Origin of the sequence: Streptomyces sp. BF23-19, assembly GCF_041106355.1 — a bacterium.
Classification (GTDB): Bacteria; Actinomycetota; Actinomycetes; order Streptomycetales; family Streptomycetaceae; genus Streptomyces; species Streptomyces virginiae_A.
Genome location: NZ_JBGBPT010000014.1, coordinates 67,033 through 82,290, shown reverse-complemented (window position 1 = coordinate 82,290; position 15,258 = coordinate 67,033). Strand labels below are relative to the sequence as shown.

Below are 15,258 nucleotides of genomic sequence, written 5' to 3'. Positions count from 1 at the left end.
GACGGAAGGGTCCTTCGGGGCCCTCCGGAGCCCCTCAGGCCCTTTTTCGCGTGCGTTCGTGCGATCGACGGAGGCGACGGGATCCGCGTCAGAGGTATGGACGAAGCCCTGTGGTCCAGTCCGCTTTCGGCCTTGGAGGCCAGTTCAGGACGGGTGAACAACGACTCCGGACGCCTTCTGGTTCCCGTCGCGCGTCATGACCTCCGTCACGTGGGCGGCGGAGTGTAGCAGAGGGTCTCTCAGTCCTTGTGAAGGGGCTCACGAGCGACACCCCTTTGGGTGCTGGATACTCGTTCCATGAGCACCACGGAGCGTCCCAGGATCCTCGTTGTAGGAGGTGGGTACGTAGGCCTGTACGCAGCCAAGCGCATCATGAAGAAGATGCGCTACGGCGAGGCGACCGTCACGGTCGTCGACCCGCGCTCGTACATGACCTACCAGCCCTTCCTCCCTGAAGTGGCCGCAGGCAGCATCTCGCCTCGGCACGTCGTCGTCCCGCTGCGACGCGTGCTGCCCAAGGCAGAGGTTCTCACCGGCCGGGTCACCAGCATCGACCAGGACCGCAAGGTCGCCGTCGTCACGCCGCTCGTCGGCGAGGCGTACGAGCTGCCCTTCGACTACCTGGTGATCGCGCTCGGCGCCGTCTCCCGCACCTTCCCGATCCCCGGCCTCGCCGAACAGGGCATCGGTATGAAGGGCGTCGAAGAGGGCATCGGCCTGCGCAACCACGTCCTCGAGCAGCTCGACAAGGCCGAGTCCACGACGGACGAGAACGTCCGCCGCAAGGCCCTCACCTTCGTCTTCGTCGGCGGCGGCTTCGCCGGTGCGGAGACCATCGGTGAGGTCGAGGACATGGCTCGGGACGCCGCGAAGTACTACTCCACGATCAAGCGCGAGGACATGCGCTTCATCCTGGTCGACGCGGCCGACAAGATCCTTCCCGAGGTCGGGCCCAAGCTCGGCACCTGGGGCAAGGAGCACCTCGAGTCCCGCGGCATCGAGATCTACCTCAGCACCTCCATGGACTCCTGCGTGGACGGCCACGTGGTGCTGAAGAACGGCCTCGAGGTCGACTCCAACACCATCGTGTGGACCGCCGGCGTCAAGCCGAACCCGGTGCTGGCCCGCTACGGCCTGCCGCTGGGCCCCCGCGGCCACGTGGACGCCCAGCCGACCCTCCAGGTCACGGGCACGGACTACATCTGGACCGCCGGCGACAACGCCCAGGTTCCGGACATCGCCTCCCGCAAGGCCGGTGTCGAGAACGCCTGGTGCCCGCCGAACGCCCAGCACGCGCTGCGTCAGGCCAAGGTCCTCGGCGACAACGTCATCTCGGGCATGCGGGGCTTCCCGCAGGCCGAGTACTCGCACTCCAACAAGGGTGCGGTGGCGGGCCTCGGCCTCCACAAGGGCGTCGCGATGATCGTCATGGGCAAGACGAAGATCAAGCTCAAGGGCCGGCTGGCCTGGTACATGCACCGTGGCTACCACGGCATGGCCATGCCGACCTGGAACCGCAAGATCCGTGTCTTCGCCGACTGGACCCTCGCGATGTTCCTCAAGCGCGAGGTCGTCTCCCTCGGTGCGCTGGAGACCCCCCGCGAGGAGTTCTACGAGGCCGCCAAGCCGGCGCCGGCCCCGGCCGCCGCCGCTGCCCCGGCCGCGAAGGCCAAGGCCTGACCGGTGTGACCGGCAGGGCCTGAGCTCCACCTGCTCCACTTGCTCCATCCGCTTCACCTGTACGACCTGTACGACCCCCAAGGGGCCGCCCGCCATCCGGGGGGCGGGCGGGCCCTTCGGCGTACCCGGGGCCCGGGATGGGTAGACGGAGGGGTCGGAGCTTTTGTGGAGGTGCGCCATGACCGACGCCGCGCCGCGGCTCGCCGTTGTTGCCGAGACCCTGCTGGGTGCCCCGCTGCCGGTACGTCTGCGGGCCTGGGACGGCAGCGAGGCGGGCCCGCCCGACGGCCCCGTACTCGTCATCCACGACCGCCGCGCCGTGCGGCGGATGCTCTGGAGGCCCGGCGAGCTGGGGCTGGCCCGGGCCTGGGTGGCGGGCGAACTGACGGTCGAAGGCAATCTGTTCGATCTGCTGGACCGGGTGGCGGGCCTGCTGTGGGAACGCGAGCCCGACCTGCCGCCCGTCGGCCCCACCGTCTCCACCGCCCAGGGCGGTCCCGGACCGTTCGCGGCCCTCGGCGGCCTCGCGCGCCGCGCCGGGCTGCCCGCGCTCGGCGACCTGCCGGGGGCGCGGTGGCGCGACGCCGCCCACCGGGCCGCCGCGCGCGAGCTGATCGCCCTCGCCGGACCGCTGCCCCCACCCTCGCCCCCCGCCGAGGAGGCCGCCTCCAGGCGGGGCGGAGCCCGCCACAGCAAGGGCCGCGACCGCCGGGCCGTCAGTCACCACTACGACGTCGGCAACGACTTCTACGAACGGGTCCTGGGCCCGTCCATGGTGTACTCCTGCGCCTACTGGAGCCCCGGCTCCACCCTGGAGCGGGCCCAGCACGACAAGCTCGACCTGGTCTGCCGCAAGCTCGCCCTGCGGCCCGGGGACCGGCTGCTCGACGTCGGCTGCGGCTGGGGCTCCATGGCACTGCACGCCGCCCGCGAGTACGGCGTCCGGGTCACCGGCGTCACGCTCTCCCGCGAGCAGGCCGTGTACGCCCGTAAACGGGTCGCCGACGAGGGACTGACCGACCTGGTGGACATCCGGATCCAGGACTACCGGGACGTCAAGGACGGGCCGTACGAGGCCATTTCCTCCATCGGGATGGCCGAACACGTCGGAGCCGACCGCTACCGGGACTACGCCCGTACCCTGCACGCCCTGCTGCGCCCCGGCGGGCGGCTGCTGAACCACCAGATCGCCCGCCGGCCGGAGCCGGACGAGGAGGCGTACCGGATCGACGAGTTCATCGACGCCTACGTCTTCCCCGACGGCGAGCTCTCGCCGCTCGGCACCACCGTCGGCGAACTGGAGCGGGCCGGCTTCGAGGTCCGTGACGTCGAGGCGCTGCGCGAGCACTACGGGCTGACCCTGCGGGCCTGGGTGGCCCGGCTGGAGGAGCACTGGGCGGAGGCGGTACGGCTGACCTCCCCCGGGCGGGCCCGGGTCTGGCAGCTCTACATGGCGGCCTGCGCGTTGGGCTTCGAGCGGGGCCGGCTCGGGGTCAACCAGGTGCTCGCGGTACGGCCCACGGCGGCCGGGGACGCCCGGCTGCCCCTGCGGCTGCGTACGTGGGACGCGGAAGCAGAAACGGTCTAGCAGTACGACGGGAACGCGGAAGGGCCCCAGGCGTCGCCCGGGGCCCTTCCGTCGTCCGTACCGCCGCTACTCCGTCTTGATGGCGGTGAGCATGTTCAGGCGGGCGGCGCTGCGGGCCGGCCACATGGCGGCCAGGACGCCGACCACGGCGGCCAGCAGGAGGAAGATGCCGATCCGGTCCCACGGGAGGATCAGTTCGTAGTTCGGCATGGACTTCGCCAGCGTGCTGCCGACGGCCCAGGCGAGGAAGACGCCGATGGCGACACCCAGCGCCGCGCCGAAGAGCGAGATCGACACGGCCTCCAGGCGGATCATGTTCTTGACCCGGCCCCGGTCGAGACCGATCGCCCGCAGCATGCCGATCTCCTGGGTCCGCTCGAAGACGGACATCGCCAGCGTGTTGACCACACCGAGCACCGAGATGAGCAGTGCCATGCCCAGCAGGCCGTACATGACGTTCAGCATGGTGTTGATCATGCCGCCCATCTCGTTGCGCATGTCCTGCTGGGTGGCCACGTTGATGGCCGGGTTCTTGCCCAGCGCGTCGACGACCTTCTGCTGGCCGGCCTTGGAGGCCCCGCCGTCGACGTTGACGTACACCTCGGAGACGGCGCTCTCCTCGCTGTGCTTGCCGAGGATCTTGTCGTCGAGGACGTACGGGGAGAGCAGGCCCTCCATGTCCTTGTAGACCGCGCCGACCTTGAGGGTCTGCGTCTGGCCGTCCTCGTACTTCACATCGATCGTGGAACCGACGGCGAGGTTCGCCTTCTTCGCGCTCTTCTCGGCGACCAGGATCTCGCCCTTGCCGAGGGAGTCCACCGAGCCGCTGACGGTCTCGATGTTCAGCAGCTGGCCGATGCCGGCCGGGTTGACGCCGGAGGCGGACCGGAAGTCGTCGCCGACCATGAAGTACCCGGCGGTCTGCGGGGAGACCGCCTTGATGCCGGGGGTCTTGGCCAGGGTCTCGGTCACCGACTTGTCGAGGTAGCCCATGCCGCCGGCCATGGAGACCTTGTAGTCGGCCTTGAGCTTCTCGGTGCTCATCCGGTCGACGACCTTGCCGACGGTGATGCCGAGCACCGACAGGGTGGTGACCAGGGTCAGGCCGATCGCCAGCGAGGCGGCGGTGACGGCGGTGCGGCGCGGGTTGCGGACGGCGTTCTGGGAGGCCAGCTTGCCGGGGATCCCGAACACCTTCTGCAGCAGCGGGCGGACGGCCCCGATGACCGGCTTGGCGAGCAGGGGCAGCAGCACGATCATGCCGATGAGCATGAAGAAGGCGCCCGCGCCGATGGTCATGCGGCCGGTGTCGCCGCCCTTGGAGACGCCGAGCAGGACCAGGCCGATGCCGATGACGCTGATGATCGAGCCGATGATGTTGCGGACGAGCAGGGACTTCGCGGTGGCCGGCAGGTGGGCGCTGCCCATGGCGGCGACCGGGGCGATCCGGCCGGTGCGCCAGGCCGGCAGCACCGCGGCGACCGTGGTGACCAGGACGCCGATGACCAGGGCCGCGACGATGGTGCCCGGGGCGACCACGAGGTCACCGCCCGGGAGCTTGGCGCCGAACGATTCGAGCACGGAGCGCATGCCGACCGCCAGGCCGATGCCGCCGAGCAGGCCGACGACGGCGGAGAGGGCGCCGACGACCAGGGCCTCGGCGAGCACCGAGCGCATGACCTGACCCCGGTTGGCGCCGACGGCGCGCAGCAGGGCCAGCTCCTTGGTGCGCTGGGCGACCAGCATGGTGAAGGTGTTGTAGATCAGGAAGATGCCGACGAAGAGGGAGATGCCGGCGAAGACGAGCAGCATGGTGCCCATCTGGCCGAGGCCCTCCTCGATGTCCTTGGCCTGCTTCGCCGCGAGCTCGGCGCCCGTCTTCGCGGTGGTGTGCTTGCCGTCGACCAGCGGCTTGATGTCGGCGAGCAGCTTCTCGTCCGAGGTGCCGGCCTTGGCCGCGACCGACATCTCCTGGAAGTAGCCGGGCTTGAGGTAGAGCTCCTGGGCGACCTTGGTCTCGAAGAGCACCAGGCTGCCGCCGGCCTGGACGCCGCCGTCCTCGGTGGTGAAGACGCCGGCGAGGGAGTACTCCTTCACCGGGCCGTTGGTGGCGACGCGCACCTTGTCGCCGACCTTGTACTTGCCCGTCTCGGCGGTCGCCTTGTCGAGCGCGATCTCGTCGGCCTTGGCCGGGCCGGCGCCCGCGACGAAGGTGTAGCGCGGGTTCTTGCCGTCCTTGAGGGGCGTGAAGTTGGAGCCCTGGTTGGACCAGCCGGCGCCGATCAGCTTGCCGTTCTCGTCGCCGACGCCGGCGAAGCCGGTGACGCGTCCGGAGACGGACTCGACGCCCGGGAGGGCCTTGACCTTGTCGAGGGTGGCCTGGCCGAGGCCCGGCTCGCCCTCCTTCTCGCCCTGGTCGTTGCGGCCCTGGCCGTACGAGGTGACGGAGACGGCCACGCCCGCGTAGTCCTTGGCGGACTGGCCGGAGAGGGACTTCTTGAGGGTGTCGGTGAAGACGAGGGTGCCGGAGACGAAGGCGACGCCGAGGGTGACGGCGAGCACCGTCATCAGCAGTCGGGCCTTGTGCGCGAGGACATTGCGCAGGGCTGTACGGAACATGGGTTTCGAGTCCTGGGGCTGGAAGTCTGGAGGAGGGCTTCGGAGGTGGCCCGGATCAGCTGGTGCGGCCCTTGGCGTCGAAGGCCTTCATTCGGTCCAGCACGCCGTCGGCGGTGGGGTTGTGCATCTCGTCGACGATCGCGCCGTCGGCGAGGAAGATGACGCGGTCCGCGTAGGAGGCGGCGGCCGGGTCGTGGGTGACCATCACCACGGTCTGGCCGAGCTCGCGCACCGAGTTGCGCAGGAAGCCCAGGACCTCGGCGCCCGAGCGGGAGTCGAGGTTTCCGGTGGGCTCGTCGCCGAAGATGATCTCGGGGCGGGAGGCCAGGGCGCGGGCCACGGCCACGCGCTGCTGCTGGCCGCCGGAGAGCTGGGTGGGGCGGTGGGACAGGCGCTCGGAGAGGCCGACCATGTCGATCACGGTGTCCAGCCACTGCTTGTCGGGCTTGCGGCCGGCGATGTCCATGGGGAGCGTGATGTTCTCCAGGGCGGTCAGGGTCGGCAGCAGGTTGAAGGCCTGGAAGATGAAGCCGATCTTGTCCCGGCGGAGCTGGGTGAGCTGCTTGTCCTTGAGGCTCCCGAGCTCGATGTCACCGATGCGGACGGAGCCCTCGGAGAAGGTGTCGAGTCCGGCGACGCAGTGCATCAGCGTGGACTTGCCGGAGCCCGAGGGGCCCATGATCGCGGTGAACTGTCCCTGCGTGAAGTTCACGCTGACCTTCTTGAGGGCGTGCACCTGGGTCTCGCCCTGGCCGTACACCTTGGAGAGGCCGGTGGCGCGGGCGGCCACGGCCTGGGAGGTGTGCGGGGCGTAGTTCATGGTGGTCACGGGACGGCTCCTCGGTCTGCGGTGCGGGGACGTTTCCATCCTCGCCGCGGGTACCCCCGCTCCGGATCAGCCGCCGTGCCTGTTCCTCGGCCCACTGGAGTCTGACGGCGGACGGGCGCGTGTCCTCCTCTGGTATGACAGGAGCCTGATCAACGGGCGGTGGCCCGGGGTGGCGGGAGGGTGGCGCGGGGGGTGGCGGGGGCCATCGAAATCCCGTCATTCCCGTACAGGTGGTGATCGACGTCCAGAACGGGCCGACCGTGCGTTCTCGGGCCTGACGAACCCTCAAGCGCCAATAAAATCAGACAACATCGGAAAGTTCGCAGGTTGGCAGGGGGAGTGATCCGGATAGGCTCGGCTCAGCGTTCAAGGCTTTTTCACGGGGGCCGCCACGCCTTGCCCGGATGGTGGAATGCAGACACGGCGAGCTTAAACCTCGCTGGCCTTCGGGCCGTGCCGGTTCAAGTCCGGCTCCGGGCACCATCAATGGCACGGTGCCTGGCCTTGCAGGATCGACCGATCGAGAACACGCGGGACACGCGCGTCGCCCGCGCCTCCCCGCACGCATCGTCCCGAGGCCGATCCCGGCGACGTCAACAGGACCGGACCGCCGTCGCCCACCGAGCCGGGTGAAGACCGACCGGTACGTGTGCGACCGACCGGTGGCGCACGCGACTCCCGACCGGAGTCGAAGGACCGCGATGCGATGCGGCCGGCCGGCAGGCGTTCGGAGACCCGGCCGCGAGGTCGCCTGTTTATTCACTGCGCACCGTCGTGGCCTCTCCTAAGATCCTCCTCCAGCAGTAGGGTGCTTTCTTTGCGAGCGCATTACTCTTGATGCAAGGCCGCGCTCGGTGGCCACGGAGGAGTGAGATGAGGAGCAGTAACCCGGTCTTCTCGCGACGGGGGTTCAGCCGCGACAACGGTGGCTACGCGGGCTTTGACGCGCAGCCGCAGCAGGCCGGGACCAACCCGTACGCGACCAACCCGTACGCCGCCGACCCGACCACCGGCATGCCGCAGGCCCCGGCCCGCGCCAACGTGATGACCATGGACGACGTCGTGAGCCGTACGGCCATGACGCTCGGCACGCTCATCGTGACGGCCACCCTCGCCTGGTGGGCGCTGCCGGTCGACCCGGACAACCTCGGCAAGTCGTACGCCATCGGCATCGGCGCGGGTCTCGTCGCGTTCGTCTTCGCGATCATCCAGTCGTTCAAGAGCAAGCCCGTCCCGGGCCTGATCCTGGCGTACGCGGCGTTCGAGGGTGTCTTCCTCGGCGTCATCAGCGCGGCCGTCAGCACCTACCTCGGCCCCGGCGTGGTCATGCAGGCCGTGATGGGCACGATGTGCGTCTTCGCCGCCGTGCTCTTCGCGTACAAGATGCGCTGGATCCGCGTCACCCGCCGCTTCTACGGCTTCGTGATGGCCGCGACCCTCGGCTTCATCCTGCTGATGCTCGTGAACACCCTGTTCGCGGTCTTCGGCGGCGGTGACGGCCTCGGCTTCCGCAGCGGCGGCCTCGGCCTGCTGTTCGGCGCCATCGGCGTCATCCTCGGCGCCTGCTTCCTCGCCCTCGACTTCAAGCAGGTCGAGGACGGCATCGCCTACGGTGCCCCGCGCGAGGAGGCCTGGCTGGCGGCCTTCGCCCTCACCATGACCCTGGTCTGGATCTACGTCGAGATGCTGCGCATCTTCTCGATCCTCTCGGGCGACGACTAGCAGGACCCGCACGCCGACCACCGGCCTGCGCACAGCATGGGGAAGGCCCCGCGAGCACTCGGCTCGCGGGGCCTTCCCGCGCATAGGGGTACGGGAAACGGGGTCGGGGGAGAGGGGCTCAGCCGAGCCGACGTGCGGCTCTGCGCAGGTCGTACTCGTGGATGATCGCCTTGGCCTGGCCGTACGACAGCTCGTGCGCGCCGCGCAGCCAGCTGACCTTCTCCTCGAACCGGACGAGTGAGGGGCCGTCGTCCACGGTGCGGAGCCAGTCGGAGACTTCACGACCGGTGGTCTGGGGGATTCTGTCGATCATGTTGCGGTGGGTCTGTTCGGAGAACTCTACGGACATGGGCGCCTCCGGAGGTATCGCCGTGCTGTTCTCTTCACGCCACCGTGCCGGAGAGTTCGCCCGTTGGCAATGGGGCCCGGGCGGCGCGTAAGGTCGGCCGGGTGCTTGATACTTCGCCCCTGACCGCCGTCGTGGAACGTTTCGCCGACCGGCTGCGGGCCGCGCCGCAGAGCCGCCTGCAGCAGGGTGCCGCCGCCGCGGCGCTGGACCTGGCCCGCGAACTCTCCGTACGGGCCCAGCGGATCGAGACCCCCGGGCAGGAGCCGAAGGAGGTGCCGGACGCCGGCATCTTCGTGGTCGGCGATCAGGTGGCGGTGACCGGGCTGGACCTCGCCGAGGCGCTGCGCGCCGCGGCCCCGGACAGCGCGAAGGCCCCGTCCGAGGTGCTGGACGAGGCCGTGCGGCTGGTGGAGCAGGCGGAAGTCAGAGTGATGCGATGACGCGGTCCGCGAGGATGTAGACGTTGCTGTCGGGGTCCTCGGTGTCACCGCAGGAGAAGGTCAGCGCGTAGGCGCCGGAGATGCCCGAGCCGCCCAGCAGGATCGGCGCGGTGCCCGAGCGCAGGGCCTCGGCGAGCCGCTCCGCGGTCTCCCGGTGCCCCGGGGTCATGCACAGCGTCGTGCCGTCGGTGAAGACGTACACGTCGAGGGTGCCCAGCGGGCCCGGACGGACGTCCGCGAGGGCCGTACGGGCCTCCGCGAGCTCCTCCAGGCGGTTCACGGTGCGCTCGTGGTCGGCGCCGGGGTGCGAGGCCTGGACCGGTACGAAGTCGGGGTGCGAGGGGTGGCGCCGGCGCGCGGCGGCCAGCTCGGCCGAATCCTCGGGGTACCCGGGGAGCTCGTCGAGGATCTCCTCGCCGAGCACGGGCTCCAGCCCCACCAGGTCGGCCTGCCGGGGCAGGAAGACCGGGCTGTCCTCGCCGAGCCCGGGCAGGCCGCCCAGCAGCGAGGGGGCGTCGGCGGCGTCACGGGCCTCCTGCGCGGCCCAGAAGGCCCGCGCCTCGGCCAGCTCGCGCTCGCGCTCCTCGGCGAGGGCTTCGGCCACGGCGGCTCGTATCTCCGCGGCGGGGGACTCCACGGCGCTGCGGGCGTGCGGGACGGTCGCACCGCGAGGGTGGACCGGCACCGCCAGCTCGGTGCGCAGGGCGGCGACCTGCTTACGCAGACCATGGACGGCGTGCAGCGCAGCAGCGCCCACGGCCGTGGCAGCGGCCGTGGTCAGCAGCAGGGCAAGAGACATGGCGCTCACTGACTAACTCCTGAGGTGATTCGATCCCCCGACTTCCTACATCAGAGTGTCCCGACCTGGGAATGGCGTGCAGTGCATTACGTCACGAAATGGACAGGGCTTTGGTCACACCCGCCGCATCCGTACCAGCTCTGACCTGCTTAAACACCGATCCCCCAGGAGATAGGTCACATCCTGGGGGAAATTTGGTCACAGGTCGGCCGCGACCGGGTTAGAACTGGCGTCAGTACGCCGCAAGGAATCCTCCCGAATCCCTTGCGGCGCCTGGGGCCCTGCTTGATCGAATGAGCTCGAACGCCCGCTTCTTCGGTCGCGCTGATCCTCGCCACCGCTGCGGGCAGGTGCCGTCCCTCGTTCCTCCGGACGACCCCTACCCTCCGCTACGGCTCAGCTCAGGCGCTCGCTTCTTCGGTCGCGCTGATCCTCGCCACCGCTGCGGGCAGGTGCCGTCCCTCGTTCCTCGGGACGACCCCTACCCTCCGCTACGGCTCAGCTCAGGCGCTCGATGACCATGGCCATGCCCTGGCCGCCACCGACGCACATCGTCTCGAGGCCGAACTGCTTGTCGTGGAACTGCAGGCTGTTGATCAGCGTGCCGGTGATGCGCGCACCGGTCATCCCGAAGGGGTGACCGACGGCGATGGCTCCACCGTTGACGTTCAGCTTCTCCAGCGGGATCTCCAGGTCCCGGTACGACGGGATGACCTGCGCCGCGAAGGCCTCGTTGATCTCGAAGAGGTCGATGTCGCCGACCGTGAGGCCGGCCCGCTTCAGGGCCTGCTTCGACGCCTCGACCGGGCCCAGGCCCATGATCTCGGGGGAGAGGCCGGTGACACCGGTGGAGACGATCCGGGCCAGCGGGGTCAGGCCCAGCTCGCGGGCCTTGGTGTCGCTCATGATGACCAGCGCCGCGGCGCCGTCGTTGAGCGGGCAGCAGTTGGCGGCCGTGACCAGGCCGTCGGGGCGGAAGACGGGCTTGAGGCCCTGCACGCCCTCCAGGGTCACGCCGGCGCGCGGGCCGTCGTCCCCGGAGACGACCGTGCCGTCCGGGGTGGTGATCGGGGTGATCTCGCGGGCCCAGAAGCCGTTCTTGATGGCCTCTTCCGCCAGGTTCTGCGAGCGGACGCCGAACTCGTCCATGTCCTGACGGGTCACGCCCTTGATGCGGGCCAGGTTCTCGGCGGTCTGGCCCATCGCGATGTACGCGTCCGGGACCAGGCCGTCCTCGCGCGGGTCGCGCCAGCTGGAGCCGGTCGACTCGGCCACGGCCGCCGTACGGGCCTCGGCGTCGGCGAAGAGCGGGTTGTGGGTGTCGGGCCACGAGTCCGAGTTGCCCTTGGCGAACCGCGACACCATCTCGACGCCCGCCGAGATGAAGACGTCGCCCTCGCCCGCCTTGATGGCGTGCAGAGCCATCCGGGAGGTCTGCAGCGAGGAGGAGCAGTAGCGGGTGATCGTGGTGCCGGGCAGGAAGTCCATGCCCATCTGCACGGCCACGATGCGCGCCAGGTTGTTGCCCTGCTCGCCGCCGGGCAGGCCGCAGCCGAGCATCAGGTCGTCGATCTCGCGCGGGTCCAGCCCGGGGATCTTGGCCAGGGCGGCCTGGATGATCGTCGCGGTCAGGTCGTCCGGCCGCACGTCCTTGAGGGACCCCTTGAAGGCGCGCCCGATCGGGGAGCGGGCGGTGGAAACGATGACGGCTTCGGGCATCGGGACTCCAAGGGTGTGTTGCGGCTCTGTGCGGGACCGCAAGCGAAGTTACCGCCCCGTACGGTCCAGGTCACCGGCCGGGGCGTGTGACACGGGCCGCACTCGCCCGCGGCATCCGGCCGCGGGCGCGGGACGTGACGACGGTCCGGGCGTCGCGGCGGGCGGTGTGCACCCGTGCGGAGCGCCCGGTACGGCACCTCCTACGGCACCACCGGTTGGGCCGGGTCCGTGGCCGGCACCCGACGCCGACGGCGGTGCTTGAGCAGCACCCAGGGGCCGCGGGCGGCCGTGACCTCCGTACCCGCCTGGCCCGCCGCGGCCGACGCGGCCTTCGCCACCGGCAGCATGTCCTCGTCCCGGGACACGTCCAGCCGGTCCGACTCCGGCCACAGGCCCAGCGTCGCGCACAGGGTCGGCAGCACGGCCATGGCGGCGGTCGCGTACCCCTCCGCCGACGGATGGTAGGAGTCCGGGCCGAACATCTCGCGCGGGTTCGCGGCGAACTCCGGGCCCAGCAGGTCCCCCATGGAGACCGTACGGGCACCCAGCGCGACCACTCCTATGGTCTGCGCGGCGGCCAGCTGGCGCGAGACCCGGCGGGCCAGCCAGCGCAGCGGCTGGTAGACCGGCTCGATCGTGCCCAGGTCCGGGCAGGTGCCCACGACGACCTCGGCGCCGGCCATGCGCAGCCTGCGCACGGCCGCGGTCAGCAGGCGCACCGACTGGGTCGGCGGCATCCGGCGCGTCACGTCGTTCGCACCGATCATGATCACGCAGACGTCCGGGGGCGGCGCGAGGCCGTCCAGCAGCAGGCCGACCTGCCGGTCCAGATCGTCCGACATGGCCCCCGAAAGGGCTACGTTGCGCAGCTCCACCGGCCGCTCGGCCACCGCCGCCAGCCCGGAGGCCATCAGGGCCGCCGGAGTCTGCCGGGCCCGCCGTACGCCCAGTCCCGCGGCCGTGGAATCACCCAGCATGCCCAGCCGCAGCGGGCCCGGACTTTGCTCCGGCCCGCCGAATTCACTCCCGTACAGCCCGTCGGCACGCGGTGGCTCGGGCAGCCCGGACCCGACAGCCCGCCTCGCGAACTGCATCTCGGCCACCACCAGCCCGACCGCGGCGGCCCCGACCAGTCCGAGTCCGCCTCCGCCGTACGCCGCCCCCGCCGCGATCCGGCGGGCTGTCCTCGCCCTGGACATCCTTCAGGCCACCTCCTCGGTCCTCATTGATCCCTACCTGCCCCGTACGTACGGTCGGCCAATCCCTTTCCGCATACTCTGGCCGGACCTCCCGGAGAACCCGTGGAGTCCCCTCCTTGGAGAACATGGTGCAATTCCACGACTCGATGATCAGCCTCGTCGGCAACACCCCGCTGGTGAAGCTCAACCGTGTGACCGAAGGCCTGCAGGCCACCGTCCTTGCGAAGGTCGAGTACTTCAATCCCGGTGGATCCGTGAAGGACCGGATCGCCGTACGGATGATCGAGGCCGCCGAGCAGAGCGGAGCCCTCAAGCCCGGCGGCACCATCGTGGAGCCGACCAGCGGCAACACGGGTGTAGGACTCGCCATCGTGGCCCAGCAGAAGGGCTACAAGTGCATCTTCGTCTGCCCTGACAAGGTGTCCATGGACAAGATCAACGTGATGCGCGCGTACGGCGCCGAGGTCGTGGTCTGCCCGACCGCCGTCGACCCCGAGCACCCGGACTCGTACTACAACGTGTCCGACCGCCTCGCGCGCGAGCCCGGCGCTTGGAAGCCCGACCAGTACAGCAACCCGAACAACCCCCGTTCGCACTACGAGACCACCGGCCCCGAGCTGTGGGACCAGACGGACGGGAAGATCACCCACTTCGTCGCGGGCGTCGGCACGGGCGGCACGATCTCCGGCACCGGCAACTACCTCAAGGAGGTCAGCGGCGGGAAGGTCAAGGTCATCGGCGCCGACCCCGAGGGCTCGGTCTACTCCGGCGGCTCCGGGCGTCCGTACCTGGTCGAAGGTGTCGGCGAGGACTTCTGGCCGACCGCCTACGACCCGAACGTCACCGACGAGATCATCGCGGTGTCCGACAAGGACTCGTTCCAGATGACCCGCCGCCTCGCCAAGGAGGAGGGCCTGCTCGTCGGCGGCTCCTGCGGCATGGCCGTCGTCGCCGCGCTCAAGGCCGCCGAGGGCCTCGGCCCGGACGACGTCGTCGTCGTCCTGCTGCCGGACAGCGGCCGCGGCTACCTCAGCAAGATCTTCAGCGACGAGTGGATGGCGGGACACGGCTTCCTGGAGGAGGCCGGCCCCGCCGCGCGCATCGGTGACGTGCTGAACGACAAGGAGGGCGGCATCCCCTCCCTCGTCCACATGCACCCCGAGGAGACCGTCGGCGAGGCCATCGAGGTCCTGCGCGAGTACGGCGTCTCGCAGATGCCGATCGTCAAGCCGGGCGCCGGTCACCCGGACGTGATGGCCGCCGAGGTCATCGGCTCCGTGGTCGAGAAGGAGCTGCTGGCGGCGCTGTTCGCCCAGCGGGCCTCCCTGACCGACCCGCTGGAGAAGCACATGAGCTCCCCGCTGCCGCAGGTCGGCTCCGGCGAGCCGGTGTCCGAGCTGATGGCGGTGCTCGGCGAGGCGGACGCGGCGATCGTGCTGGTCGAGGGCAAGCCCACCGGTGTGGTGAGCCGTCAGGACCTGCTGGCCTTCCTGGCCAAGTCCGCGAAGTAGCCCGCGGGGCGCCCGGGGGCGGAGCGCGGGCCGACGGCCCGCCTCCCACCCCGGGCACCCGGCCCGTGGCGCGGCCTTCGCGCAAACGGTACGGGCATGACACGTGACGGCAGCACCCGCTTAACACGGCTGGGGCACAGTGGTGGTTGTCGGCAGGGAAGACCGGGAGACCGGAACCCGGCCGGCACCACGGAACGGCGTGTGCGTACCTCCGGAGCGGCTCCCGGACCGCGCGTACGCCACGGACGCGGACGGCCCTGACCCGGCCGTGTCCTTCGCGGGGACCGCCGTCGTCCCGCCCCTCGGACACCCGAGGGTGCGGCGGTCCCCGCGCAATCCTTTTCGGGGCTCGGTTCGCCTCTGCGGCGGCGCCGCACCGGCGTACGGGCTCAGCCCCGGGGATCCTGCGTACCGCGCCGGAGGCGAGCGGCGTGGATGAAGTTCACGCCCACGATCCCCGCCCAGGCGACGATCAGCCCCGGCAACCGCGCCTGCGTGGCGGCGATCGCCGACAGCGGGACCGCCAGGACCAGGGTGATGATCGCGAAGCCGAAGCGTTCGCCGAAGTTCCCGTCCCCCGGGGTGGCGGACGGCGCCCGGCCGTCACCGCGCGCCGCGGACAGGCGTTCCTCGGCCAGTCGGCGCCGGACCTGCGTGTCGACCTTCTCGACGAACGAGTCCACGAGCGCGGCCTCGTACTCCGGACCCAGCTCCCGGCGGGCGTCCAGCGTCGCGTCGAATTCCTTCTTCAGCTCTTGGGCGTGCGCGTCCATGTCCCCACCGTAGGAACCCCGGCGGGCCCC

At 70.5% G+C, this 15,258-nt stretch carries 12 protein-coding genes and 1 tRNA gene; 6 read left to right on the top strand and 7 right to left on the bottom strand.

Going from position 1 to position 15,258, the window contains the following annotated elements; genetic code table 11:
• Positions 1–297: 297 nt before the first annotated feature.
• Complete coding sequence (locus AB8A24_RS11105) at positions 298–1,680, top strand: NAD(P)/FAD-dependent oxidoreductase (RefSeq protein ID WP_033222695.1); 1,383 nt, start codon at positions 298–300, stop codon at positions 1,678–1,680.
• A 178-nt stretch (positions 1,681–1,858) separates the two neighbouring features.
• Entirely contained in the window at positions 1,859–3,268 is a 1,410-nt protein-coding gene (locus AB8A24_RS11100) for a cyclopropane-fatty-acyl-phospholipid synthase family protein (RefSeq protein WP_328963098.1), read from the top strand.
• A gap of 66 nt (positions 3,269–3,334) precedes the next feature.
• Here the strand turns inward: AB8A24_RS11100 and AB8A24_RS11095 are convergent, their stop codons facing one another.
• Positions 3,335–5,887, bottom strand: coding sequence for an ABC transporter permease (locus AB8A24_RS11095; RefSeq protein ID WP_328963099.1), 2,553 nt, complete (start codon positions 5,885–5,887; stop codon positions 3,335–3,337).
• Between the two features lie 55 nt (positions 5,888–5,942).
• Complete coding sequence (locus AB8A24_RS11090; RefSeq protein ID WP_328965952.1) at positions 5,943–6,707, bottom strand: ABC transporter ATP-binding protein; 765 nt, start codon at positions 6,705–6,707, stop codon at positions 5,943–5,945.
• A 407-nt stretch (positions 6,708–7,114) separates the two neighbouring features.
• Here AB8A24_RS11090 and AB8A24_RS11085 point away from each other — a divergent pair.
• Together AB8A24_RS11085 and AB8A24_RS11080 are read left to right on the top strand one after the other, a co-directional pair.
• A tRNA-Leu gene (locus tag AB8A24_RS11085) sits at positions 7,115–7,199 on the top strand.
• A 390-nt stretch (positions 7,200–7,589) separates the two neighbouring features.
• Positions 7,590–8,438 (top strand): Bax inhibitor-1/YccA family protein, encoded by an 849-nt coding sequence (locus AB8A24_RS11080; RefSeq protein WP_266392151.1) that lies wholly within the window; start codon positions 7,590–7,592, stop codon positions 8,436–8,438.
• A 118-nt stretch (positions 8,439–8,556) separates the two neighbouring features.
• Here AB8A24_RS11080 and AB8A24_RS11075 read toward each other — a convergent pair whose 3' ends face one another.
• Entirely contained in the window at positions 8,557–8,787 is a 231-nt protein-coding gene (locus AB8A24_RS11075) for a DUF4287 domain-containing protein (RefSeq protein ID WP_030724673.1), read from the bottom strand.
• Positions 8,788–8,888: 101 nt separating this feature from the next.
• On the opposite strand from AB8A24_RS11075, the gene AB8A24_RS11070 reads away from it, so the two are divergent.
• Positions 8,889–9,227, top strand: a complete 339-nt coding sequence (locus tag AB8A24_RS11070; protein WP_328963100.1) for a hypothetical protein — start codon at positions 8,889–8,891, stop codon at positions 9,225–9,227.
• Here the strand turns inward: AB8A24_RS11070 and AB8A24_RS11065 are convergent.
• The 3 genes from AB8A24_RS11065 to AB8A24_RS11055 form a co-directional block, all read right to left on the bottom strand.
• Positions 9,211–10,026, bottom strand: coding sequence for a hypothetical protein (locus AB8A24_RS11065; RefSeq protein WP_328965953.1), 816 nt, complete (start codon positions 10,024–10,026; stop codon positions 9,211–9,213). The genes AB8A24_RS11070 and AB8A24_RS11065 overlap by 17 nt on opposite strands.
• Positions 10,027–10,524: 498 nt before the next feature.
• The gene (locus tag AB8A24_RS11060; protein ID WP_328963101.1) at positions 10,525–11,745 is read right to left on the bottom strand and encodes an acetyl-CoA C-acetyltransferase; all 1,221 of its coding nucleotides are present in this window, start codon (positions 11,743–11,745) and stop codon (positions 10,525–10,527) included.
• 200 nt (positions 11,746–11,945) lie between these two features.
• Positions 11,946–12,944 (bottom strand): SGNH/GDSL hydrolase family protein, encoded by a 999-nt coding sequence (locus AB8A24_RS11055; RefSeq protein WP_328963102.1) that lies wholly within the window; start codon positions 12,942–12,944, stop codon positions 11,946–11,948.
• A gap of 128 nt (positions 12,945–13,072) precedes the next feature.
• Between AB8A24_RS11055 and AB8A24_RS11050 the strand changes: the two genes are divergently transcribed.
• Positions 13,073–14,455, top strand: coding sequence for a cystathionine beta-synthase (locus tag AB8A24_RS11050; RefSeq protein WP_030016498.1), 1,383 nt, complete (start codon positions 13,073–13,075; stop codon positions 14,453–14,455).
• A 389-nt stretch (positions 14,456–14,844) separates the two neighbouring features.
• Here AB8A24_RS11050 and AB8A24_RS11045 read toward each other — a convergent pair whose 3' ends face one another.
• Complete coding sequence (locus AB8A24_RS11045) at positions 14,845–15,228, bottom strand: hypothetical protein (protein ID WP_328963103.1); 384 nt, start codon at positions 15,226–15,228, stop codon at positions 14,845–14,847.
• Positions 15,229–15,258: the final 30 nt, after the last annotated feature.

Excerpts from the sequence above, each read along its gene's own strand:
- AB8A24_RS11105 (WP_033222695.1), top strand. The coding sequence starts at position 298 with ATGAGCACCACGGAGCGTCCCAGGATCCTCGTTGTAGGAGGTGGGTAC.
- AB8A24_RS11100 (WP_328963098.1), top strand. The coding sequence starts at position 1,859 with ATGACCGACGCCGCGCCGCGGCTCGCCGTTGTTGCCGAGACCCTGCTG.
- AB8A24_RS11095 (WP_328963099.1), bottom strand. The coding sequence starts at position 5,887 with ATGTTCCGTACAGCCCTGCGCAATGTCCTCGCGCACAAGGCCCGACTG.
- AB8A24_RS11090 (WP_328965952.1), bottom strand. The coding sequence starts at position 6,707 with ATGAACTACGCCCCGCACACCTCCCAGGCCGTGGCCGCCCGCGCCACC.
- AB8A24_RS11080 (WP_266392151.1), top strand. The coding sequence starts at position 7,590 with ATGAGGAGCAGTAACCCGGTCTTCTCGCGACGGGGGTTCAGCCGCGAC.
- AB8A24_RS11075 (WP_030724673.1), bottom strand. The coding sequence starts at position 8,787 with ATGTCCGTAGAGTTCTCCGAACAGACCCACCGCAACATGATCGACAGA.
- AB8A24_RS11065 (WP_328965953.1), bottom strand. The coding sequence starts at position 10,026 with ATGTCTCTTGCCCTGCTGCTGACCACGGCCGCTGCCACGGCCGTGGGC.
- AB8A24_RS11060 (WP_328963101.1), bottom strand. The coding sequence starts at position 11,745 with ATGCCCGAAGCCGTCATCGTTTCCACCGCCCGCTCCCCGATCGGGCGC.
- AB8A24_RS11055 (WP_328963102.1), bottom strand. The coding sequence starts at position 12,944 with ATGTCCAGGGCGAGGACAGCCCGCCGGATCGCGGCGGGGGCGGCGTAC.
- AB8A24_RS11045 (WP_328963103.1), bottom strand. The coding sequence starts at position 15,228 with ATGGACGCGCACGCCCAAGAGCTGAAGAAGGAATTCGACGCGACGCTG.